Source organism: Ruminococcus sp. (genome assembly GCF_019417665.1).
GTDB lineage: Bacteria > Bacillota > Clostridia > Oscillospirales > Ruminococcaceae > Ruminococcus_C.
Window position 1 is genome coordinate 5,132 of the sequence record NZ_DXUU01000030.1, and the last position, 23,355, is coordinate 28,486.

Annotated in this window: 16 protein-coding genes; 7 read left to right on the forward strand and 9 right to left on the reverse strand. The window is 40.4% G+C overall.

Annotation, left to right across the window (positions count from 1 at the left end; translation table 11 throughout):
• The 9 genes from QZ375_RS08795 to QZ375_RS08835 all read right to left on the reverse strand — a co-directional run.
• Positions 1-218, reverse strand: a 218-nt coding sequence (locus QZ375_RS08795) for a hypothetical protein (protein WP_295218016.1), incomplete at its 3' end; no start/stop codon positions are given.
• Between the two features lie 6 nt (positions 219-224).
• Positions 225-1,601, reverse strand: a complete 1,377-nt coding sequence (locus QZ375_RS08800) for a hypothetical protein (protein ID WP_295218018.1) — start codon at positions 1,599-1,601, stop codon at positions 225-227.
• Between the two features lie 98 nt (positions 1,602-1,699).
• Positions 1,700-7,378 (reverse strand): hypothetical protein, encoded by a 5,679-nt coding sequence (locus QZ375_RS08805; RefSeq protein ID WP_295218021.1) that lies wholly within the window; start codon positions 7,376-7,378, stop codon positions 1,700-1,702.
• A 46-nt stretch (positions 7,379-7,424) separates the two neighbouring features.
• Positions 7,425-9,203, reverse strand: a complete 1,779-nt coding sequence (locus QZ375_RS08810; RefSeq protein ID WP_295218023.1) for a hypothetical protein — start codon at positions 9,201-9,203, stop codon at positions 7,425-7,427.
• A 46-nt stretch (positions 9,204-9,249) separates the two neighbouring features.
• Complete coding sequence (locus tag QZ375_RS08815) at positions 9,250-9,687, reverse strand: hypothetical protein (RefSeq protein ID WP_295218025.1); 438 nt, start codon at positions 9,685-9,687, stop codon at positions 9,250-9,252.
• Positions 9,688-9,701: 14 nt separating this feature from the next.
• Positions 9,702-10,199: a hypothetical protein gene (locus QZ375_RS08820; RefSeq protein ID WP_295218027.1), complete on the reverse strand. Its 498-nt coding sequence runs from the start codon at positions 10,197-10,199 to the stop codon at positions 9,702-9,704.
• Between the two features lie 15 nt (positions 10,200-10,214).
• The gene (locus QZ375_RS08825; RefSeq protein WP_295218029.1) at positions 10,215-11,606 is read right to left on the reverse strand and encodes a glycoside hydrolase family 3 protein; all 1,392 of its coding nucleotides are present in this window, start codon (positions 11,604-11,606) and stop codon (positions 10,215-10,217) included.
• Between the two features lie 52 nt (positions 11,607-11,658).
• Entirely contained in the window at positions 11,659-13,467 is a 1,809-nt protein-coding gene (locus QZ375_RS08830) for a hypothetical protein (RefSeq protein ID WP_295218031.1), read from the reverse strand.
• Positions 13,468-13,571: 104 nt separating this feature from the next.
• A complete protein-coding gene (locus tag QZ375_RS08835; protein WP_295218033.1) occupies positions 13,572-14,282 on the reverse strand; it encodes a hypothetical protein in 711 nt (236 codons plus the stop codon).
• A gap of 1,144 nt (positions 14,283-15,426) precedes the next feature.
• Between QZ375_RS08835 and QZ375_RS08840 the strand changes: the two genes are divergently transcribed.
• The 7 genes from QZ375_RS08840 to QZ375_RS08870 all read left to right on the forward strand — a co-directional run bounded on the left by QZ375_RS08840 (position 15,427) and on the right by QZ375_RS08870 (position 23,287).
• The gene (locus QZ375_RS08840; RefSeq protein ID WP_365728717.1) at positions 15,427-15,762 is read left to right on the forward strand and encodes a hypothetical protein; all 336 of its coding nucleotides are present in this window, start codon (positions 15,427-15,429) and stop codon (positions 15,760-15,762) included.
• Positions 15,752-16,906, forward strand: coding sequence for a DUF2800 domain-containing protein (locus QZ375_RS08845; protein WP_295218037.1), 1,155 nt, complete (start codon positions 15,752-15,754; stop codon positions 16,904-16,906). The genes QZ375_RS08840 and QZ375_RS08845 overlap by 11 nt, the downstream gene beginning before the upstream one ends.
• Entirely contained in the window at positions 16,890-17,450 is a 561-nt protein-coding gene (locus QZ375_RS08850; RefSeq protein WP_295218039.1) for a DUF2815 family protein, read from the forward strand. Before QZ375_RS08845 ends, QZ375_RS08850 begins: the two co-directional genes overlap by 17 nt.
• 66 nt (positions 17,451-17,516) lie before the next feature.
• Entirely contained in the window at positions 17,517-20,420 is a 2,904-nt protein-coding gene (locus tag QZ375_RS08855) for a DNA polymerase (protein WP_295218040.1), read from the forward strand.
• Positions 20,421-20,431: 11 nt separating this feature from the next.
• The gene (locus tag QZ375_RS08860) at positions 20,432-20,650 is read left to right on the forward strand and encodes a hypothetical protein (protein WP_295218042.1); all 219 of its coding nucleotides are present in this window, start codon (positions 20,432-20,434) and stop codon (positions 20,648-20,650) included.
• Positions 20,637-21,062 (forward strand): DUF4406 domain-containing protein, encoded by a 426-nt coding sequence (locus tag QZ375_RS08865; RefSeq protein ID WP_295218044.1) that lies wholly within the window; start codon positions 20,637-20,639, stop codon positions 21,060-21,062. The genes QZ375_RS08860 and QZ375_RS08865 overlap by 14 nt, the downstream gene beginning before the upstream one ends.
• Entirely contained in the window at positions 21,062-23,287 is a 2,226-nt protein-coding gene (locus tag QZ375_RS08870) for a phage/plasmid primase, P4 family (protein ID WP_295218047.1), read from the forward strand. Before QZ375_RS08865 ends, QZ375_RS08870 begins: the two co-directional genes overlap by 1 nt.
• The last annotated feature ends 68 nt before the right edge of the window (positions 23,288-23,355 follow it).

A 23,355-nucleotide genomic window follows, 5' to 3' on the forward strand; every position in this document is an offset into this window, starting at 1 on the left:
GGCTCAGCCTTTTCTTCCTGCGGCATTGGCTCCGGGTCACCAAAGTCCACCCCAGGCAAGTTGTCAAATCCGAAATCCGGTATTTGGTCATCACTTATTGTATCCAATTCTGTGTTTTGAGACAACGAATTATCTTCATCTTCCGGAATTAAGCTTTCTAAACTATCAAAATCAAATACAGGAATATTTGACATATCAGGAGAAATTCCATGCGCCATTTTATCTCACCTCTTTTGCAAAAAAGAAAAATCAACTTGCATCATAAACTCATTATTACTATTATAAATCCCAAAATATATTGTTGGCGATTTTTCAGGAATGGCAATTAAATTATCTTTTTGTAAACCAGAAAATACGCTTACCTGGACACAGTCCGATTCAGAATATGCATAAAGGGATTTATCATTTGGTTTCTTATAGACTACGATGCTTGGAAAATGCTCTAGTTCAATTATCTTTTCACCCGAATAGATCTGCGGTTTCAAACGCCTTGTCCGACCTTCATGCTCATACTCAAAGATAAATTTCCATTCCTCATTTTCTATTTCCCACTTCATCAATTTAATTGTAACTTGACCTGATGCAATCAAAAAAGAAAAGTCTTCTGAAAATGGGGCAACGAATAGACGCATCTTATCTTCTGCCAAATAAATTAAATTACCATTTAAGTTTAATTGCTTTCCATTTGTGCTGCCTGCAAATATAGAACTATCTGTAGGAATAGAATATACATGATCCAGAAAAATAGACACTTGCTTTTTTTGAACTGGAGTATATTTTTTCTGATATTCCTCCATCTTCTGAGATGCCGATACAATTTTTTCTTCAAACGGAAAAGCACTTATCGACATTTCCAGATCACAATTTTTAAAGTTATCCAGATGCTTCAAAAAATTGGCAGCAATCAAATATGGCATTTCTCGATTTGTGCGGCGAAACTGTACAAGATTTTGCCCTGATCGTGTTGGAACTATGAACGAAAGGAGTGTCATGATTTCTCCAAAAAGGAAATAAGAAACCGAAGAATTATATTCTCTTCCACTAAAAGCCTCACCTAAAAGAGAAGCAGACATTTGCATGAGAAGATTCCAGTGAAGAAGCATATTGGAACAAAAAGACATATAAAATGGATCTTTGTTTCTAATATAAAGTCTAAACTTAGAAAAATCAAATCTACAGTTTTTCATTAACTTATAGATGTCTTGGTACACGGATACAAAAGTAAATTTGTCAATCTTTATCTGAACAAGCAAACTTTCAAAAATACCTTTCTTCTCCTTGGAGGGCAAAAACAAATCATAAAGCTTTTTTGCAACTATATTTAATTTGTTTTTTTCACTTTTTACTTGCTGAATAAACATACTTGTCAAACCTTCAGCAATAACTTTCTCAGTACAGAATGGAATCTTTCTTCGACCCAGCAACTGAAAGTCTTGATTAGATTTTTTTAACAAAAATATGTCTAGACAACCGTCTTTACGATCAGCAAGTATAGCTAACAGTGGCGTTGATGACTTAGTAAGCAAAAAAGCAGATCTTGAAAAAAAATCAGATGAAATTTTTTCGTTTGAAATTTCAATAATTTTATTTTCTTTCCTCATTATCTCACCATTTTATAACCTACTCATTTTCTTTATAAGGAACAGAAGCGCACCACAATCTATTTCTGCAATGCGCTTTCCTGTCCTTAAATGGGCGTTTATTTCTTTAAATATGTTTCAATTGCAAGACCGACCATTTTTAATGTGTAGATGTGATAAAGCAGATCCGGATCATCGATGTCCATATTTTCATCGAGAACAGCATCCCACATAACTGTTAAATCTCCTCCCAGAACATCTCGAACGATCGGGTCATCCAAAATGCCAGAAAGTAAGATGGGTTTTCCTTTCTCATCCAGGAATGGCAAAAACTTATCAATTGAATACACATTATTTTGAATTGTCATAGTACGAGTTTTCAGAATATGCTTCAAATCCTCAATAAAGGTTTCTACAGTATCCGGACGACGTACATTTCGTGCATTTGATTCATCTGAATAATCGTCATTATTATCCCCAATGATATCATTAACCGGATCGCCAAAAGGATCTCCAAACGCATCACCAAAGTCAAACGGATCATCATTGGATTGATTGCTTTCGGGAGCCATATTGCCGATATTCATGTCCATATTCGGGTCAAATACATCCTCTGCCGTATTATTGAAATTTTTCATATGCGTTGGACGCATCAAGATTAAACCGCTAGCAATTTCACGCTTTTCAGCATCCTTTGCAGGAATAAACTTCAACTGAATATCTGCACCATTACGATTTTTCGGTAAGTTCATCATAGATTTGATAAACATTACCATCGGCAGCTTGGAAGCATTAGGACTAGCAAATGCCTGTAAGTTTCCTTGACAAAACGGCTCCGCAATTGTGAGTGCCTGCGCAGTACCTCCGTAAAGAAAAATTGTAAATGATGTTTCGATTTCCTTTGTAAAATCAACTTTTTTGCGAACCTGTTCACCCAAAATATTAAATAAGAACAAGAACTTATACTGAATCATACGTGCAAAGTTCTGATACTGCGGTAAAAATTTATCCAAAACAGTTTTCGAATTATTGTTTTTCAATTTTGCACAGTCAATTCCAAACTTTTCTACAAGCATCAAAACTAATGTTTTTTCACGCTCACGATCATTACCGCCAGCAGCACGATAGTTAGACAATTGATTTACAAAGTCATCCAAAGTCGTTTCATTATTTCCAGAATTAGAGCACCACATTGCCTTGAATACAGACTTCACCTTTGCACTATGATTGCCGCTTTCACGTCGAACCAAATGATCATAGAACACATTGATACTGTCAGTCATAATTTGCTGTCCAGCATAACGCAAAGAAAATGCCTGTGGATCCATTAAATTTCCATTTGCCAGCTTGTTGATCGTAAAGTCGTATGTTCCATCACCACCATCTGTAATTGCAGAATACTTCGGCAATCCAGCAGATCCACTACGTCTCATAATCCACTGTATGTAAGTGAACAATGCAGTCGCTTCTGTCGCATACTCACCGATCTGAACGGAATTTTTTGGAATAAACTGTTCAATATAATCTTTCGCTTCTGTCCAAACATCCTTATTATTATCACGGAACTGTTCAGAAGGCATTGAAATGCGTATATTGATATCACCACAGCCATCTTGGAAACAATTCAGTACCGTATGGAACATCAGACTCTTTATAAACAGTCTGACATTTCTCTGCATAATGGCAACCATATTACTGTCTCCACTTGTTGAGATCTTCAAGTCACTGTAGAATCCCAGCACATCTCCCATTGTGCCAGCTTCGCCCATTCGTTCCATAATACGTTTTAATACATTGCCCTGTACATTAGGAATGAAACCTGAATCATACGGAATCAGAGGATCATTAGTCTGTGTTGCACAAGAGTATACCATAGTGGTAGACGAAAATTTACCGCAACCTTCAGGAATATTTCCACGTGATCCAAAATGCGGAATGTAACTCAAATTAGAGAAATCCATAAATTCGGATTCCTGCATCCCCGGAATAATGATTTGCTGCAACTTGGTTTGGCCATGGAATGGGAACACCACGCCTTGTTTGAGCTGTCTATTAATGGCAATGATGGAATTTCTTGTACCAAAATCGACACCGACAATTGCACGGCTTGTTCTGGAAACTTTGATTTCATTTGCAGGCTTCATAATGATACAGCCAAGTTCTTTCCCATCCCAAGCAACATCAATATCATGACTCGGTGCAATACGATTTGAGCCATCATATTTCATATGAATATACTGTCCCCAACCATTGTTTTTCGCAATTTCCATACGAATTTTCTTACTATCTTCATTGACAGCATCCATAATTTTTGTGCTTCGTTTTTCAAAATCAACTTTTTTATCATTGATCCAAAACTCAACACGTGAGCCCAATGGTGACTCTTTTCTGTGATTAACAGCCTTTTCAGGTGTAATTTCCTCAGGAGTAAATTTCGCATAGGAATATTCCTGCCACAAACTTGTTCCAGCTAACTCACCATAGCTTTCGTCAGCAACAAAATTTACAAATGGGAATACCGTTAACGTAGGAAGCGGATAATCAACAAAGTTTAAGATATGACTCTTATGGAACTTCTTAACAACCTTCGAAGATCCTCTTAAACCAGTCAAACTGATTTCTACATAGAGATAATCACAATTGTCTACATCTCTCAACCCTGAGGTAGAATCTGCTGGATTTGTGTAATATTTAACGTGCGTATAATCTGCAATATGCAAATTGCGCTTTTCCATCAGCTGTGAAAACTCCATTGTGATCGGAATGGAATATACACGCATATCTTTTCTATTCCCGGTTCCGACAGCCTGGCACTGTGTTCCATTTGCAAATTCAGACGACTGAACAGGTGTCCACATCATATAATCTGTAAAAACAGAAATTTCACGTACCATGCCATTTTTGAAGTCAAAAACGTGCTGAGAACCATTTGATTGTACGCCATAGACACACTCAGATATAGCGCTAGTAATTTTGTACCAAATGTTGCAGGTATACTGCTTGTTTCCGTTTTGTGCATTTCCGTTTTGAGCAATAAGACGCAGTATTACATTCTTTCCTTGAATCGGAACTGCTTCAGCAACCTCCAATTCTGTCGTCTGGTTCTCTTCAACATACTCAATTGTTAAATTTGAGCCATCGACATTCTGTCTGCCAACTTGCTCGAGTTCGTTATTGAAACGAGTGATGTAATAATTTTGTGTTTCATCCTCCAACGGAATCACAGAAGGCAAATTATCACATTTCACCACGGCATTTACTGAATATCTTCTTGTAAATTCGACAACACTGCCATCGCCTTTATCAATAAATACAGAAACTTCATATTTCTTTTCGTTCTGATCATATTGAATATACGGTCGACGTGTTTTAGAAAGTACAAGATTCTGTGCCATCAAATTCTGTAGCATCTTCAGACTAAATGGGAATACTGCTTCGTACTCTCTTTCATCAACTGACTCACGCATCATGTTATTGACAGAGATCAACAAGCCACTATTTCTCCAAGTCTGATATTCCAAACTTGCAACGTTCTCTGTTGCCATCAAGAACAAGCTGTCGTCAAATACTCGACCAGTAATGATCTGCTTTGGCTTCTTCGCACCCTGACTGCTTACCAACAAAATTGCATCGCACTTTGAGGTTGCATCTTTCAATGCGTAAAAGCCTTCGTTAATACGATACTGGTTCAGCGGGAAGGTAATCTGCCCATAGTAAACATCGTTTTTGTCAAATATTCCAATATATGCAACGTTTCCAGAATCGGCTGAAATAAATACACTGCTTGTATTCAGATCCTTATTATCCATCTGGAAAACCAGATCATTGGATTCAATTGGATTCTGTCTTCCTTCTGGATATGTGTAGCGCATATTCTGAACTAATACGACTTCATAACCTTCCAAACCGGTAACAGGGTTTATCGTATCAACTGCATAGATAAACGGTGGGTTTGCGCAAAGGAACTGCTCTTCGGGCTTATAGATACGTGGAGCTGTTGTCAGAAGTTTACCGCCATACTGGAATGCGACTGAAAAGTCCCAATTATTTCCGTTACTCTTGTTTACTTCTAAATGTGCTTCTGCAATCTGGATGTTACCCTTTGCAATCATATCTGCAAATTCACGGCTAAATGGAGCCAAAGCATACTTGCTTCCGCCCTCAACTTCGAAAACTGTTTGGTTTAAGCTTCCCCAGATCTTACCTGAATCATTATTGAAATCATCTCTCGAATTCTTATTAAAGAAGATAATTTTATCATTATAAACATTGTACGAATTAATAATTCCTTCAGCTGTATCCCAAACTGAAATTTGAGCTACATTATTATCATCGTCAATGACAACAGCAGTAGATGTTGCATTTTTTGTAATATCGGAATTATTTTTTTCATCCGGCAAAAACAGGTAACCACAGGAAAATGTTCTTCCTTGCTGCGCATTGTGATAACGGACACCAAAAAAAGGGAAATCATTTACTGTTGTAGGTGTATCAAATGGCATTTCATTCGGTTCAGTTGAACTACCCAATTGAATATCTCTACCATTTAAATAACTAACTGGTGCTGATTCAATAGGATCGTAATTACTCTTAATCAAACGAACAGAAGTCGGCTGACCTTCCCCAACCAAAACAGAAATCAAAGGGAAGTTATCACATTTTCTAACATCACCAGCTGCATACGTATTTGTATACGAATAAAGAGCACCTTTGATCTTCAAATAAATTGTTGCTTCATATGCACCATGTGCCTTTACAACTTTACAGTCGATAAAATCAACATCGGAATCAGGTTTTCTGATTTCATCCATCAGATCTTCACTCAAAGGCGGAATCACAGCATGAACCGGTGCATTGGTATCTGTAATACCAATTTCCATATTTTCCACAACACAAAAACTATAATCGTGATTTAAAACATTGGAATTCGATTTTATGATCAACAGTTGATCTGAAAACTTGTTTTCAACTTCAAGAGGACCAGCACAAATCGGAAGATCAAGAGACATAGTTGTATCCTGAATAAAAACCGGTTTCTTTTCAAAGGGAAAAGGAGCACCATTTGGCTGTAGAACTTCTCCAGGATATGTTAAAGAAAGCCACTGGCTTAATGCTTTAGCCGCATTTACTTGCAGTAAATTACCCTCAACATCATTTAATGCGGAATAAAGCGCACGATTTGCACCAGGAACCGCATCCAGATCTGCCTTAAATTTTTCAAATGTAAAAGATTCTTTTTCAGAGTCCCATCCAATCAAACGTGACAGAGCAACGATATTGATCGTGTTGAATGGATAAATGCGTAATCCATTTGTGGAATAAAAAGCAAGCGGATAAACGCCATGATCTAATTCCATACAAATTTCTGTCAGATGATCTGCATTATCTTTGTCGATTGCAACTGCCCATTTCCTAATGGATTTCTGCAAGTCATCATGCATACCATCATAGTCACAGATAGTAAAATAATCTATGTTTTGTACTTTTAAGGTCATGCTCAAATATTCAGCCAAAAGGATATTCGACAAAATAATCATATACTTTCTCAAATCCTGAAACTCTGCCTTGTCTGGTGCACTTTTAAATTCGCTTACCTGTCCATCCAAAAATGACTTGTTTTCAATTTCCAAAAAGTCAAAATATGCTGCTGTCTTATTGCTGGACTTATAGGTAGGTGCACCCATTACACCTAAATTTCCTTTTTCAGCCCAAACCTGAATACTGTTTATGAGTCCATCGATGTCAATAGGCTGTGTTCTTTCTCCAGTAAATTTTACACCTGGATATACATAACTCATAGAAATTTACTTCCTTCCTGCCTTATTTTTAATGCGATCCATTGAATTAAAGTAAGTTGAGATAAACTTCGAACGTACGCTGAATCATATTATTGGCAATGTTTCTTCCACTTTCCGCTGCTGTTGCGCCCTGAGAATTTAAATATAATTTTTCACTTCTTAGATTGGCTTTGCTAAACACACCGCCTGGTCCAAATGGCATTGTGTGCATTTCATCCAAAACAGTAAACATTGGATTCGCTATTGCTTGAATCTGATATCCATTGTCAGTGTCAATAGATAAACAAGATCCTGATGGCAACGTTACTGCGTTGTTAAAATTATCACGCTCATACAAGTATCGAACTGCATCTTCCACAAATCCAACTGTTAAAGAGCTTGGCTTATCAAATCTTGAAAAATCCATCATTTCTACAAAAGTCATCACAATAAACTTAGACTCATTTAAGAATGCCTGGAGTTCCTGCGCAATAAATGGAGTGACCTCATCAGCCGCCGGTTCAGCACTCTTAAAAATGTCTTTGACATAAGAAATTCTGACTCCATTGTTCCAATCGGAAAAGTCTTTGATCATTTGACCCTTAATCGTTACCAATGTCAGCAGAATTGCACGTACATATTTTGCGTAAGAAACTGAACCATCAATATCATTTTGCAGAAGTACACTACAATCGTATTTTACGGATGCGTTTTTGAAAAACGTATTTAATGTAACAACATCACCACGTTCTTCATCTACGCCATCATTATATGCAAACAAATGCGGAGACTCCTCGTGCAATTGCGGAATTCGGTTTGCAATGGCATCCATCGCTTCAGCTGCCAGTGCAAACTCAACCAAATGCGAAGGATGAAATTGATTGTCTTTCCTCGCCTCCTGCGCTGTGATGTCCAATTTGCTGCTGCCAGCAATGAACAGTCCATCCAACCAATAATTCTGGTTTATCCCTATGTTATAATAGCTATAATGTTCTACATCACTATTATCCGCTTTTTCATTTTGGCTCTTGATGTTCCGGAAAACACCTCTAGACATCTCAAATTTATCGCGCAAAATATCCGAAGTGATTTTCAGATCGTCAGCTTGACCAACAAGCTTAAACTTACTATACGGTGTAGTACGCAGACCGTATACACGGAATTGACGACTATGTCCAATCTCCTTACCATTGTCCTTCAAATAATACAACATTGACAAAATATCTTTGTCGATCATTGTGTTTGCAGTACCGCCATCTGTCGATCCTGCATAAAAGATAACTGCATCCTGTAAATTACCTGCCAGGTCATTGTAAGCTTTCCGCTTCTGGAAAGAACCATCAACGATCAGACGTTCACTGATAAAACCGTTTACCGCCAGGTCACCATAGCAGCCATCTCGGTTTGAACGCTCAATTTCTTCCGTATTTGTATTTGCATTTGTTGTAAAGGAAGAAGAAAGAAGTTCTTTGATCTCAGATTTATGCTTCTTACTACAGAATAATGATTCCAGACTATATTTGTCCTCTTCTATGCCATAGGCAGTTGCTCTCACACTTTTCAAAGTCAAGGGATGCTTTTGAATGTCTATCGGAGCAATAAACTTCAACCCTCTGTTATGCAGCTTTCTGTAATCTTCGATGATATTGTTAAAGTATGTTCCATCATTCATTTCGCCGCCTACTGGAACAATATCATCATAATCGAGTTGATAAATGACGCATTTATCATCCTTATGATCATCTGTTGCCAAATCTCCAGCATTAAGCGCCAAAAGTGTTAAAAAGCATCGTCCAATCAATGTGCCCGTACCACCGTACGCCTTGAACTCAATTCTTTTTGCCATAAGTAACCTTACCCTTTCTACTATATGTTTAATTTCTTGCCATTATTTACTGTGGCGGGAACAAAAATCGAGGAATGCATATTACAGCAAGAATTCCAACCATTTGAATCAGGGTGATCCATCCCGTAGTCAATGTTGCAGCATTCACAATCAAAATAGCTACTAAACTTACACATATCATAATTGCAAATGGCAGATACCATTTATACTTATCTCGAATTGTAGTAACACGATGAAAAGCGAATAAATACTCAACCATTGGCCAAATCATCAGAATAAGCTGTGTCACTTCCAAAATGATAAGCCGTATTACACGTATTCTTAATTCAATATCTTCTGCACCAGCTACTACGCTAAACCAAGATAATTTCGGAATCAAAAACCATATTCCAACACCAATTGCAACCCAAATCAGCAGGGCGATTACGATGCTCTTTATTCCATTGGATCTATAGTTGTTCCAAACTGTTTTGTTTTTTCTCATTTTAACCTCCTATATTATACCTCTTTTGTAAATATGAGCTTTTGTAATATACTGAGTGCCGCTGCTTCAACAAATGTAATTACAAAGCACAGAATTCCCATTCCACTGGAAAAGAACCACATAAGATTATGATTCTGATCCACAATAAGAGGCAACAGGAAATATTCGATTGCAACTGGAATTATTACAAAAAGAACTGTAGTTCCTAAGAAAAAACGCATTTTTCCTCTGCTCGTCCAAGCCATTTTTAACTTTGCATTTTTTAATGTGACATAAAACTTACACTTGTTATGAAACACCACATACCCAAGCGTTTGTAAGGCAAGTACGACAAATGTCGCAACTGAAAAAGTTATGACTTTTGACCAAGAAACATGGCAGCGTTGGGTTAGTTCCAATCCATCCTGAAATCCCCATAATAAAATTGCTGCTACTGCTAGCATTAAAACAAATGAAGCAATTAAACCGAATAAGATTCCTTTTTGGAACTCCTTTTTTATTCTGTCATACATTGAACTTCCCTCTCCTTAATTATTTAGCAGGCCGTGTGATTCCTTTTTATTTAGGATTCGGTATAGACTTTCATCAATACGTTCTTCCGAAATTTGTCCATTCTGTACTGCCTGATAGACACCATCGAATGCAGCATTCAAATTTTTCGGCATCAAAATAATATCTGCACCTGCCAAAATCGATTTAACAGCCGCTTGTCCAGATGAATAATTATTGGTAATTGTATTCATCTTCTGCGAGTCCGTAATAACGATACCGTTAAAACCAAGTTCATTCCTCAGCCAATCAGTAATTACAACACTTGACAGATCCGAGGGTAAATTATCCCCGGCAGCTGTCATCGTTTGATGTCCAACCATTACAAAGTCAACACCTGCATCTATGCCGCTTTGAAAAGGCAAAAATTCCTGATTCTGCAGCTGGTCATATGTCCTGTCGATCACAGCCTGGGAGTCATAGTGCGTATTCCCATTTTCTGCACCTAGCCCCGGAAAATGTTTTAATGTTGCAGAAACATTTCCATTACCTTGCAATCCACGTACCACAGCGCCGATCATGTCTGCAACGACCTGTGGGTCACTGCTGAAAATTCTGTTGCCCAATTCATTACCAGAATTCAGATTAACATCTGCAACTGGTGCAAAATCCAAATTAAAGCCAAACTGCGAGATGTCCGCTGCGATCCCAGTACCAACATTGTACACCTCATCTGTATCACCACGAGCTCCGTAGTACTCCATAGAGTTGTATTGTGTTGTATTCAGCCTTGAAGAAACTCTTGCAACATCTCCGCCTTCCTCATCAACGGCGATCCATAAGCCAATGCCATGATTGCTTTGGGCATACTCTTGTACGTTAGAAATCATTTGACTCGTCTGATCCGCATCCTCTAGATTTTGCGCAAAATAGATGATACCGCCCACCGGCTTTTCCTGCAATGCATTCTGTGTGGCTTTACCTGATGAAACAACACAAGAGACTTGATTGTCGACCAGTGTTTCAGGATCTACGATAAACAACTGATATATCTTTTCTTCCAAAGTCATATCATTTATGATCTGTTCAATGCTGGATAAATCGCTTGATTTTTCACTTGAATCCTGAGATAGACTTTCCTCTTTAAAAGTTTCAACAGGACCGGTTATTTCACTCACAACAGCTTCATCCGAAGCTACAGTAGATGATCCTTTTGCCTCAGGTATTGCATGATACTTATTATCCACCGTCCCAGTTTTAGATGCAATTGCTACCACTGCATTTAAATTCGAAGGATCATTTCTTTGCTTTTTCGCTGTAGTAGCACAGGCTAAAATGATTGAGTACAGGAATATTAAGACTGCAACAAATAGCGCTGCGATTTTCAGCCATAAAGATATAGGATATTTTTTTAAATTTATTTTTTTCAAAATGATTCCTCTCTTTGATTAGATTTTCACGTCCTATGTGCGCTATCTACTGTTAATGCAGATCTTCGATCAGGATCTTCAATTCATCGATCTGAGAATAAATATCCTTTTCATCATTAAACCGATTTCCATTTTCATCACGAGAATTTTCGATTTCCATGTCGAACAAATTCATGTAGAATTTATCGAAGTAATAAGTTCGCTTAACCTCTTCATTTGGATCGGAACTATTGAATGTACATTCCTTCAAAACCCAGTCAGTGGTCGATGTTGGATCAGTACTAATGATATTGCTAACTGTTGCTTTCTGCAAAATGGGTACTGTAACATAAATATTATGAATACCGCATTCGTCTGAGTTGTCACCGATCAGCGTCAACTGCTTGCCATCGTTTCCTTCGGTCGATACCTCATGGAAAAATCTTTCCTGATGATCCGGATCCATTTCCGTCCACTTTGAATCCTTTTCATAATAAATAACCGGATTGCCAAAAACGTAATCCAATTTTGTATCTTTCGCAACAAGATCAAATTGCTCAATTTTCTTGTCAAGTGTAATGTTAATTGCAAAATCCTTTGTTTTTGCATTGTTATAGCCATCTAATCCGAGTTGTTTTTCAGCACTCGTATATTTGTATTCCAAAATAGAATCACGATATATGCCAACCGAGAATACAGAATCAGCATCTTCTACCGGATTCAAACGAACCATATAATTTTCAAAGCATCGATTAACAGCTTTATCAGATGTATCTTTCTTATCCTTTTCGCTCATCTGATCTAAGGTCTGGATCTTCAGATCCTTTTGAGCATCAAAATCAGTTGATGTGAAATTCAAATCTGAGATCTCATATCCACCATCATCAGCATTACCTTCTTGAATTCCAATTTGATTCAGATGCTGTGTCAAATTCTGAGCAAAAGTTGCCAGATCCGTTGTCGGTCCCATCATAAGCAAATAGAACCAGCGGCTGTCTCCCACATCTTTTTTTGTCAAGCCATTTGCATTGTCTTTTCCGGCATAATATATGCAATGCGGCTCTTCCTTTGAGCCCTCTGACATTTCCAGTTTCATTGCCATTACACACGCACTATACCGATTATCCTGCGTGTAGCACTGTCGTAATTTTTCTCCCAGGTATGTAATATCTTTTTCACTCAAATCTGTAAAAAGAACATTGATTGCATCCGGTTCAAAGAAAGAATCATTTTTCTTTTCTTTGGAATCAGTAGCTTTATTGTTATCTCCTTTCGTTTTTTCTTCCTTTTTGTTATCTTCTCTTTTATTTTCATCTTTCTTTTGCTCCTCTGCAACAGAAGAATCTACCTGTTCTTTTGAATCACTTGGAGTAATGTCTGATACCTTTTCAACCTCATTCAAAAACAGATGAAGCATTCCGCCGTCTACACGGCTATCCATAGAAATGTCATGCTCACTATCCAAAATATAGAAATTATCTTTTCCTTTTGCTTTTTTTCCGCCGCAAGCATATTCCTCTCTGGCATCTTCCCAAATCAAATTGTCATGCGCATTTCGATCATATTCAACAATATTATATTTCTGTGCCTCATCCGCATAATCCATAACATAAGTTTTGGATACTTCAGAATAAGACATTGAAGAAAATGTCTGAGCTAGAGCATTAAAGAATTGATATGCATCGCCATTCGGGCTAATGTAATAGCTGTTCTCGTTATTCTGAAAAAAGAAATTCACCTGAAAGCGATCGCCCATTTCAATTTTCTTATCGTCTTCTTCGATCCCTGGGTATTTTGGCGGCAATTTCCCACACGCAGTAGCAGTTAAAAGCATTGTTATAGCACTCAGTAACGCTACAGATTTTGCTTTTTTTTGTTTCATCCTCTTAAACTTCCTCCTAAATGAAAAAGCTTACTTTTTAACACTCGATACATATAAAAAATGTATCTAATGTGCGTTTAAAAGCAAGCCCATTCGTTAAATCATTATTTTCTCTTTTTTGAAACGCACACGCCAACAGCAGCGGCTACTGCCGTCATAATGCCCAAAATCAATGCAGTATCACCAGTCTTCGGAACGCTGAGCACCTCATCGCTCTTTTTTTCTTCCGTTGCTTCCATAGGCTCTGTTGCCTTTTCAGTCGTTTCAGCCTCAGCACTCGGCCAATTTGTTACAGTGAAATCAATCGTAACTGTTGAAATATTCTGATAATCTTTTCTGTTAAACAGATTCTTACTATCCGAATCACCAACATTGCACAAATCCACATACAAGCTTGTGCCGTCCTCTGATTTTGAGCATTTCTGATCACCGGTCAATGCGACATCATTTCCATCGATCTTCAAAGAATCAACCTTCAAATTAGCGCCAGCTTCTTCATCAGATTTCGCATCAACTCTCAACTGGAGAATAGAAATTTCATCAATCTTCATTTCGCTATTTTCTTTTGACAGATCAATAGCAACCTCATAATTTCCATCTTTTGACACAGTTGCTGTAACTGCACCAGCAGAAACTGTATTTGTAGAAGAATCCATTCCTTCATATTTTACATCTTCAGATACACTTCTTAAATATACATACGCATTAGGACTAGCTTCTTCCGCACTACAATTAAATACAGTTGAACAATTTACAGCTGCAATTGCACTTATAGTAGTTGCCACCGCAAATACTGTCTTTAAATTCCGATTCATTTCCATCTTCTCCTTTTACAGATCAAATACTTATATCATAGCAACAACTATTTCGTACTCAAACTAATAATTGCTGTGATACACAGGATTTTTGAAATACAAAACATTTCCATCTGTATTTCCTTATTCAGCTATATTGATTATACCACTTCTTTAGACTAAAGTCAAGAAATAATTCACTTCGTCTACACCAAAACACAATTTTTGTGTAAAGCACACAAAAGTCGACGTTCGATTTCATAGAATTATACGAACATTTTTTGAAAAGAAAGAAATCACAAAGTACTTATTCAACATTTTTATGCATTGCATAAAGCACAATTTTCTAGATTCAGCAAGTAAAACTAGTTGACAGAGGGATAATTGCGTAAATCTAAGAACACACTGAACAAAAGCGATAGATGAAAAAAGATTGCAACAATAATCATGCCTTTGAGTATAAAACAGCAAGAAAGGTAAAAATACGTCCATATTTTAGACGTTTCGAGATGCTTTCAGGCTCTATTTGAAGTCCGTTATCCGCAAAAGGGCGCACTTAGCCCCTTGCAAGTAAATCCTAGCTTTTTATCCGCCCACGTTTTACCATCAGCAGATTGGCACATGCGAACAGCACATTCAGCTTATGCAGATTTTTCGCATGTCCTCGATATCGAACCTTAGTCCATTAAAAGAGGATTTGCTTACAGCAGCCTTCGGCCAATAAATTGACAGCGGTTGAGTGAATTTCTCAGCCGCTTTTTTATCTGCATTTTTCAAAAAAAATTATCTTAAAAAAAGGACTTTTCGTGTCCCTTTATTTTTGTGCACATATTACAACAGATAAAAATCCATAAGCAAGATATATGTGAATACCATACTAAATTATGCAGGATATTCATTAATCCAGGCCTTAAAATGAATAAAAAAAGGGACACGAGATGTCCTCGAAACCTGTCATTTTCCATGGTATGATAGAAACACAGTCAAGGATAACCACCTGACTGATACAACAAAAGAGAAAACAAATTGCCTGATTTGCAATAGGGCAAAGGGATATCTCACACAGCACAAAGAAACTTCAAGTCCGTTTGTGTTTAACGAGATAGCCCCGGATTCCTATTGTCAAATCAGGCTTTTTTGTTTTCCAGACAAAGGAGTGAAAAGCATGAAAACCCTGTTAGAAGTTCTTTCTGCACTCAGTGATTTTGTTGCAGTTGCAACGGAATGGGCGGAGAGTGCCACACAGGCTGAACTGGAAACCTTTACCCAGATCTATCCGCCTATGGAGGAACAGCCAAAAGCTGAAATAACTCCCGAAACAGAGCCGATAGAGGAGGTAACACTCCCGGAAGTCAGAGCCGTACTTGCAAACAAGTCTCGTGCAGGCTTCACGGAAGAGGTCAAGCAGCTGCTCATGAAACACGGCGCGGAAAAGCTCTCCGGCATCGCCGAAAGTGAGTATGCTGCACTTCTGAAGGAGGCTGAGCACCTTGGCAGTTAAGCACAGCACAAGAGCCCATGCAGTTCTGTCAGCGTCTGCAAGTTCAAGGTGGCTTGCCTGTCCGCCGTCAGCAAAACTGAACGCAGAAATCCCTGATATCACAACGGACTATGCCCGTGAAGGCACCTGTGCCCATGAGCTTGCCGAATACAAGGTAAACAAGCTGCTTGGTATTGATGCTCCTGACCCGACTGAGAATCTCGACTTCTACGATGAGGAGATGGCAGAATGCACTGACAGCTATGCCCAGTACATCGCTGAAGAAATCAGCAAATACAGTGATCCGGTGATAATGGTGGAACAGCGGCTGGATTTCAGTAAATATGTTCCTGGCGGGTTCGGCACAGGTGACTGCGTTATTGTTGCTGATGATGTGCTTACTGTCATTGACTACAAGCACGGGAAGGGTGTACCGGTATCCGCTGAAAACAACAGTCAGATGATGCTGTACGCTTTGGGTGCATTGAAACTTTTTGACAGTCTGTATGACATCAAAGAAATCTGCATGGTTATTTTTCAGCCGAGAATTGAAAATGTCAGTGAATCAGTAATCTCAGTGTCTGAATTACTCTGCTGGGCAGAAAATGAACTGAAACCGAAAGCAGAACTTGCCGCTAAAGGTGAGGGAGAATTCTGTGCAGGAGAACACTGCCGCTTCTGTAAAGTCAAAGCAACCTGCCGCAAACGTGCAGAATATAATCTTACGCTTGCACAGTATGACTTTGCACCTGCCGCAACACTGGAGGACACGGAGATCGAGGCAATTCTTGAAAAGGCAGATGCCCTGACAGCATGGGCGGCAGATGTAAAAGAATATGCACTCTCCCAGGCACTTGCCGGAAAGCAGTGGACAGGCTACAAGGTAGTTGAAGGCAGGTCCAACCGCAAATATACCGATGAAAAAGCAGTTGCAGAAGCGGTCAAGGCAGCGGGCAAGAATCCATATTGCGAACCGGAGGTTCTCGGCATCACAGCAATGACAAAACTGCTGGGCGGCAAAAAGAAGTTTGATAAACTTCTCAGCAAATATGTATGCAAACCACAAGGCAAACCAACGCTGGTTCCTGCTTCTGACAATAGAAAAGCGTGGAACCCTGCACAAAATGATTTTAAAGGAGATTTTAATTATGGCAAAATATGTTAATCCCACAAAGGTAATCACGGGTCCTGAAACACGCTGGAGCTATGCAAACGTATGGCAGCCAAAAGCTATTGACGGAGGTGCTCCGAAATATAGCATTTCTCTCATCATTCCGAAGTCCGATACAAAGACCATTGAAAAAGTCCGTGCAGCCATTCAGGCGGCATATGAGGAGGGGCAGAGCAAACTGAAAGGAAACGGAAAAACTGTGCCGCAGCTTAAGGCACTGAAAACACCTCTCCGTGACGGCGATGTTGAGCGCCCTGATGACGAGGCTTATGCAAACAGCTATTTCATCAACGCAAATTCTGCTTCTGCGCCGGGAATTGTAGATGCAAACTGTCAGCCGATTATTGATACCAGCGAGGTATACAGCGGTGTATATGGCAGAGCTTCCATAAACTTCTATGCATTCAATTCCAACGGGAATAAAGGAATTGCTTGCGGACTGAATAATTTGCAGAAAATCCGTGATGGTGAGCCTCTCGGCGGAAAGAGCCGTGCGGAGGATGATTTTGCGGATCTTGATGATGATTTTCTTGACTGATAATACATGAATAGCTGGGTGGGCAGTTAGGCTTAATGCTTGGGTGGGAGTTAGGATGTGATGATTATGAAAGAAATAGAAATCGATCTGGAAACCCGCAGTGACCGTGATATTACCAAATGCGGCGTCTATGCTTACGCCGATTCGCCGTATTTTGATATTTTGCTGTTTGCATATTCCGTGGACGGACAGCCTGTTCAGATTGTGGATACAGCAAACGGCGAAAAAATACCTGAAAATGTTCTCTCAGCACTTACTGACGAAAAAGTAATAAAAAGAGCCTTTAACGTGAATTTTGAAAGAGTGTGCCTGTCACGTTATCTTCAAAAGAATTATCCTCAGTACTTTCAGAGCTACAGCATAAATGAAGATACTGTCGGTGACTATCTGAATCCGGAAGGCTGGCAATGCACCATGATACACAGCCGAACTCTCGGACTTCCTTCTTCCCTTGCAGAAGTCGGCACAGTTCTGGGAATAAAGCAACAGAAAATGACAGAAGGAAAGGCTCTCATCAAGTTCTTTTGTGTACCTTATGACACAATTGACGGTGTGCCGCAGTTCCATAATCCATCTGATTATCCAGACAAATGGGAAATATTCAAGGCATACAACAAACGTGACGTTGAAGCTGAAATGGAAATTGATAGAAAGCTGTCACGCTTTCCTGTTCCTGATTTCCTGTGGGAGGAATTTTACCTTGACCAGGAAATAAACGACCGTGGAATTCTCGTTGATATGGAACTTGCTGACGCCGCCATTACCCTTGATGAACAGTCAAAGGCAAAGCTGACTTCTGAAATGCAAAAACTTACAGGTGTAGAGAATCCGAACTCCGTATATCAGTTACTTGACTGGCTTGAAAAGCAGGGTTACAAGTCGGATTCTCTCGGCAAGGCACAGGTGAAGGAACTCATCAAAACTGCAAAGGAGCCAGTCAGGTCTGTGCTTGAAATGAGGTTACAGCTGTCAAAATCATCGGTAAAAAAATATACAGCTATGAAAACTGCTGTATGTTCTGATATCAGAGTGCGTGGAATGTTCCAGTTTTATGGTGCATCGAGAACAGGTCGATACTGTTCCAAAATCGTCCAATTGCAAAACCTGCCTCAAAACCATATTCCCGATTTAACAGAGGCAAGAGAAATTGTAAAGTACGGATACCACGATGAAATCGAAATGCTATATGATGATGTTCCTGATACGCTTTCTCAGCTTATCCGTACTGCATTTATCCCAAGACCGGGTATGAAGTTTATCGTTGCGGACTTTTCTGCTATTGAGGCTCGCGTGATTGCGTGGCTTGCGGGTGAAGAATGGCGAATTAAGGCATTTGAAAACGGTGAGGACATTTATTGTGCATCAGCGTCAAAGATGTTCGGAGTTCCTGTTGTAAAGCATGGCGAAAACGCACATCTCAGGCAGAAAGGTAAGGTGGCGGAGCTTGCCTGTATTGCGGAAGGACAGCTTGTTTTGACTAATCATGGTCTAATACCTATTGAGGAAGTTACAACTAATGACTTACTTTGGGATGGAGAAAACTGGGTACACCATGAAGGCGTCATTTATAAGGGAGAACGTGAGGTAATAACATATGAAGGACTCACAGCAACCCCAGACCACCTTGTCTGGGTTGAAGGGCAATCGAGGCCGATACAATTTGCAATCGCCTCCGCCTGCGGCGCACATCTCGTACAAACCGGAAATGGTGGGAAAGCAATACGGTTGGGTGAAAATCATCAGTGCAGAAAAACGTTGGAACAAAGCTATGAATCACTGTTATGTATTAACAGAATGTACGGGATGCAAATCAACTCAGTGGACACTTCTATCAAACCTAACAAATGGAAAATCAAAAGGTTGTCAGCATTGCTCACAGCCAAGGCGTATTCCTCTATGGTTAGACAGAAGACTGACCGCTGCAAAGCAACGATGTCAGAATCCCAACGACGCAGGCTATCCAAATTATGGTACAAGAGGAATAAAGTTCAAATTTTCATCCGTAACTGCGGCGGGCTTATATCTTATTACGAAATATGGAATTCCCGACAGAGAAATGGAAATCGACAGAATCGACGACAATGGAGACTACGCTCCGGGAAATTTGAGATTTGTAACACATACAGAGAACAACTTAAACAAGCGAACTACTGTATTAACAATGTTCGATCAAGCCTACTGGCCGTATGCGTATGGAACAGTTATCCGAAAATTATCCAGTGGCATGACGAGAGAAGAAATTATTCAGGATGCGGAAGAGGCTGTTGTGAACAGGAGAAAGTGCTGGAGACTAATATCCGCAAGGCTCGACTTTATGATATACGAAATGCCGGAAGACATCATCGTTTTACCGTATCAGGAAAACTCGTCCACAACTGTGGCTATGGCGGTTCAGTTGGTGCAATGAAAGCAATGGGTGCAGATTCTCTGGGGCTTTCCAATGCTGAACTGAAAAATATTGTGGACGAATGGAGAGCATCATCTCCCTGTATTACCGAATTGTGGTGGGCAGTAGACAGAGCCGCAAAGAAAGCAATAAAGGAAAAGACAACCATCGATACACACGGACTTACATTCTCCTATGAATCTGGATTTCTGTTTATTGAACTTCCAAGCGGCAGGCGTCTTGCTTACGCTAAACCCCGTATCAGTGAGAACCAGTTCGGCGGTGAATCTGTTACATATATGGGCATTAACGCTCAGAAGAAATGGGACAGGCTTGAAAGCTACGGGCCAAAGTTCGTGGAAAATGTTGTCCAAGCTATTGCAAGAGATTTACTGATGTATTCCATGCAGACCTTATCCCATTGCTTTATTGTGGCACACGTCCACGATGAAATGATTATTGAAGCTGACCGCAGAATGTCGGTACAGGCTGTATGTCAGCAGATGGCAAGAACTCCTGCATGGGCAGAAGGACTTATTCTCCGTGCAGACGGATATGAATGCGAATATTACAAAAAAGATTAGGAGGAACCCATATGTTCTATGTCAAAGAAAACCTGAACGAAAGTATGAATATTGCAATTGAGATCAGCGACAAGAATGTTTACTGCCGCTGCCCGAAATGCGGCGTGGAGGTGCCTGTGGATCTGAGTATCTTCCAGAGAAATGAGAATTTCGACATCTTCAGCAGCGCTGTCTATTGTGATGCCTGCACAAAGGCACATCTGAAAGGAGGATACCATGAATCTGTATAATGCCGAAGGTTACATAGATCTGACAGCTTATGAGGCTCTGAGCCGGATTGAACGAGAAGAACGAAAGGCAAAGAAAGCGGGGTCCTATCGTCCGGTTGTCTACATATGTTCGCCCTATTCGCAGGGCTGTATCAATGATAATATTGAGAATGCAAGACGGTACAGCCGCTTTGCAGTGGATAGGCATTACATCCCCATTGCGCCTCACCTGCTGTTTCCGCAGTTTATGGACGATACTCTGGGAGAAGATCGCCAGACTGCCATGTTTATGGATTTGGTGCTGCTGACAAAATGTTCCCAACTGTGGGTGTTTGGCGATATGCGGTCAAAAGGGATGCAGCAGGAAATTCGCTGGGCAAAGCGTCGTCATATGACCATCCGCTACTTTACGGAAGAATTGGAGGAAAAGTAATGAAGTTTACGCTCTATACCGCCGACTGTACCGGCAACCCGAAAAACAAGCTGTATCCCCACGAGGCAGTAATAACCTCGGCAGCAGACATGAAGAAGTCTGCTCGGTTTGACCATGTGTGTGCAAAATATAAAAGCAACAGCCGCAGCGAGGCAAATTTCCTGTGTGCTGACAATGTTCCGATGGACTGCGATAATGCTCACAGCGATAATCCCGATGACTGGATTACACCGGAAAAGCTGGACGAGATTCTGTCGGATGTAGCGTATGTGCTGACATTCAGCCGCAATCACATGAAACCCAAGGACGGTAAAACAGCAAGACCAAGATTTCATGTATATTTCCCATGCAGTGTGTATGAGGACGCATCTTCATACAAGGCACTGAAAAAGAAGATTCAGCAGCAGTTTCCGTTCTTTGATAACAACGCACTGGACGCTGCACGATTTCTGTTCGGCTCTGACGGTGATATGGTATGGCATGAGGGCAGTCTGACCATTGAGGACTATATGCTGCTTATGCAGCAGAAGAAAAGCATTCCTGCAGGTCAGCGCAATAACACTTTGTCCCGATATGCCGGTAAGCTCGTCAAGCGGTTTGGCACCGGCGAAGATGCACACCGTAAATTCCTGGAACGTGCTGCTGAGTGCGATCCACCTCTTAGTGACGAGGAACTGGAAACCATATGGCACAGTGCATCAAAGTTCGGAAAGCGTGTATCCAGTCAGGACGGCTATATTCCTCCGGAACAGTACGGAGAAAATAATATGATTCCGGCGGATTTCAGCGACATCGGCGAGGCTCGTACCTTTGCGGATATGTACGATGATGAGGTCTGCTATACCACAGCTACGGATTTCCTGCGATATAACGGCACCTATTGGGTGGAGTCAGAGCAAAGAGCAATTGCGGCAATGATGGAACATACCGATGAGCAACTTCGGGAAGCAGAGGAAATGATAGAGGCGTCGCTTACAAAGCTTGAAGAACTGGGCATTGACCGCATGGAGGTGATTGGCGGTGGAAAGAAATTCATCGGCAATCTTACCGGTGATGCTGTCGGAGCGTATCGCAAATATGAGCTTGCAAAGGCATACAAATCATTCGTCATGAAATACAGAAATATGCGCAGTCTGCGTTCTGCCCTTGACGCCGCTAAACCGGGACTTGAAAAAATGCCGGAGGAACTGGACAACAGTCCCTTTCTACTCAATACGCCCGGCGGCACTTACGATTTACAGAAAGGACTTGACGGCTGGGACGTGACCAATCCGGCAGATTATCTTACGAAAATAACGGCTGTTGTTCCCTCTGATGAGGGTATGGATATCTGGCTGGAGGCGGTCGGCAAGTTTTTCTGCGGTGATCAGAAACTGATCGAATATGTGCAGATGATATGCGGTCTTTGCCTTATCGGAAAGGTTTATGTGGAGGCACTTATCATTGCATACGGAGACGGACGCAACGGCAAATCTACTTTCTGGAACGTGATTTTCAAGGTGCTGGGCAGCTACAGCGGTAATATGTCTGCGGACGCACTGACGGTAAACTGCAAGCGTAACGTCAAGCCGGAGCTTGCTGAACTGAAAGGAAAACGCCTGATTATTGCGGCAGAACTCCAGGAAGGTATGAGGCTAAATACCTCAGTGGTAAAACAGCTTTGTTCTACTGACCCGATTTTCGCTGAAAAGAAGTTCAAGGCACCGTTTACATTCGAGCCGAGCCATACACTTGTACTGTACACAAACCACCTGCCGAAAGTGTCTGCCAGTGATGACGGTACCTGGAGAAGACTTATCGTTATACCCTTTCATGCAAAAATCACAGGCAAGGACGACCGCAAGAATTATACCCAGTATCTTGTTGAAAATGCCGGAGGTGCGGTTCTGTCGTGGCTGATTGAGGGCGCAAGAAAGGTTATTGCATCAGACTTTCAGATTGAACCGCCCCAGTGCGTCAAGGAGGCTATCGGCGCTTATCGTGATGATAACGACTGGCTGGGAAGATTTCTGGCAGACTGCTGTGAGGTAAACTCCTGCTATCAGGAGAAGTCCAGTGCCCTGTATCAGGAATATCGACGTTACTGCGGTGAAAACGGTGAGTTTGTCCGTAGCACGACCGATTTCTATGGTGCCTTGGACCAGGCAGGGTTTGAACGGAAGAAAACAAGCAAGGGTATAATCGCACGTGGTCTCAGACTCAAAATCGATGATTTTTTAGACTGACGACCTGCACTTAAAATGGGAAAAAAGCACGTAAAATTGGGAAAGTGCAACTCGATGAATGTCATATC

Coding starts and splice junctions, on each gene's coding strand:
- QZ375_RS08800 (WP_295218018.1), bottom strand. CDS start 1,601: ATGAGGAAAGAAAATAAAATTATTGAAATTTCAAACGAAAAAATTTCA.
- QZ375_RS08805 (WP_295218021.1), bottom strand. CDS start 7,378: ATGAGTTATGTATATCCAGGTGTAAAATTTACTGGAGAAAGAACACAG.
- QZ375_RS08810 (WP_295218023.1), bottom strand. CDS start 9,203: ATGGCAAAAAGAATTGAGTTCAAGGCGTACGGTGGTACGGGCACATTG.
- QZ375_RS08815 (WP_295218025.1), bottom strand. CDS start 9,687: ATGAGAAAAAACAAAACAGTTTGGAACAACTATAGATCCAATGGAATA.
- QZ375_RS08820 (WP_295218027.1), bottom strand. CDS start 10,199: ATGTATGACAGAATAAAAAAGGAGTTCCAAAAAGGAATCTTATTCGGT.
- QZ375_RS08830 (WP_295218031.1), bottom strand. CDS start 13,467: ATGAAACAAAAAAAAGCAAAATCTGTAGCGTTACTGAGTGCTATAACA.
- QZ375_RS08835 (WP_295218033.1), bottom strand. CDS start 14,282: ATGAATCGGAATTTAAAGACAGTATTTGCGGTGGCAACTACTATAAGT.
- QZ375_RS08840 (WP_365728717.1), top strand. CDS start 15,427: ATGAAAACCCTGTTAGAAGTTCTTTCTGCACTCAGTGATTTTGTTGCA.
- QZ375_RS08850 (WP_295218039.1), top strand. CDS start 16,890: ATGGCAAAATATGTTAATCCCACAAAGGTAATCACGGGTCCTGAAACA.
- QZ375_RS08855 (WP_295218040.1), top strand. CDS start 17,517: ATGAAAGAAATAGAAATCGATCTGGAAACCCGCAGTGACCGTGATATT.
- QZ375_RS08860 (WP_295218042.1), top strand. CDS start 20,432: ATGTTCTATGTCAAAGAAAACCTGAACGAAAGTATGAATATTGCAATT.
- QZ375_RS08865 (WP_295218044.1), top strand. CDS start 20,637: ATGAATCTGTATAATGCCGAAGGTTACATAGATCTGACAGCTTATGAG.
- QZ375_RS08870 (WP_295218047.1), top strand. CDS start 21,062: ATGAAGTTTACGCTCTATACCGCCGACTGTACCGGCAACCCGAAAAAC.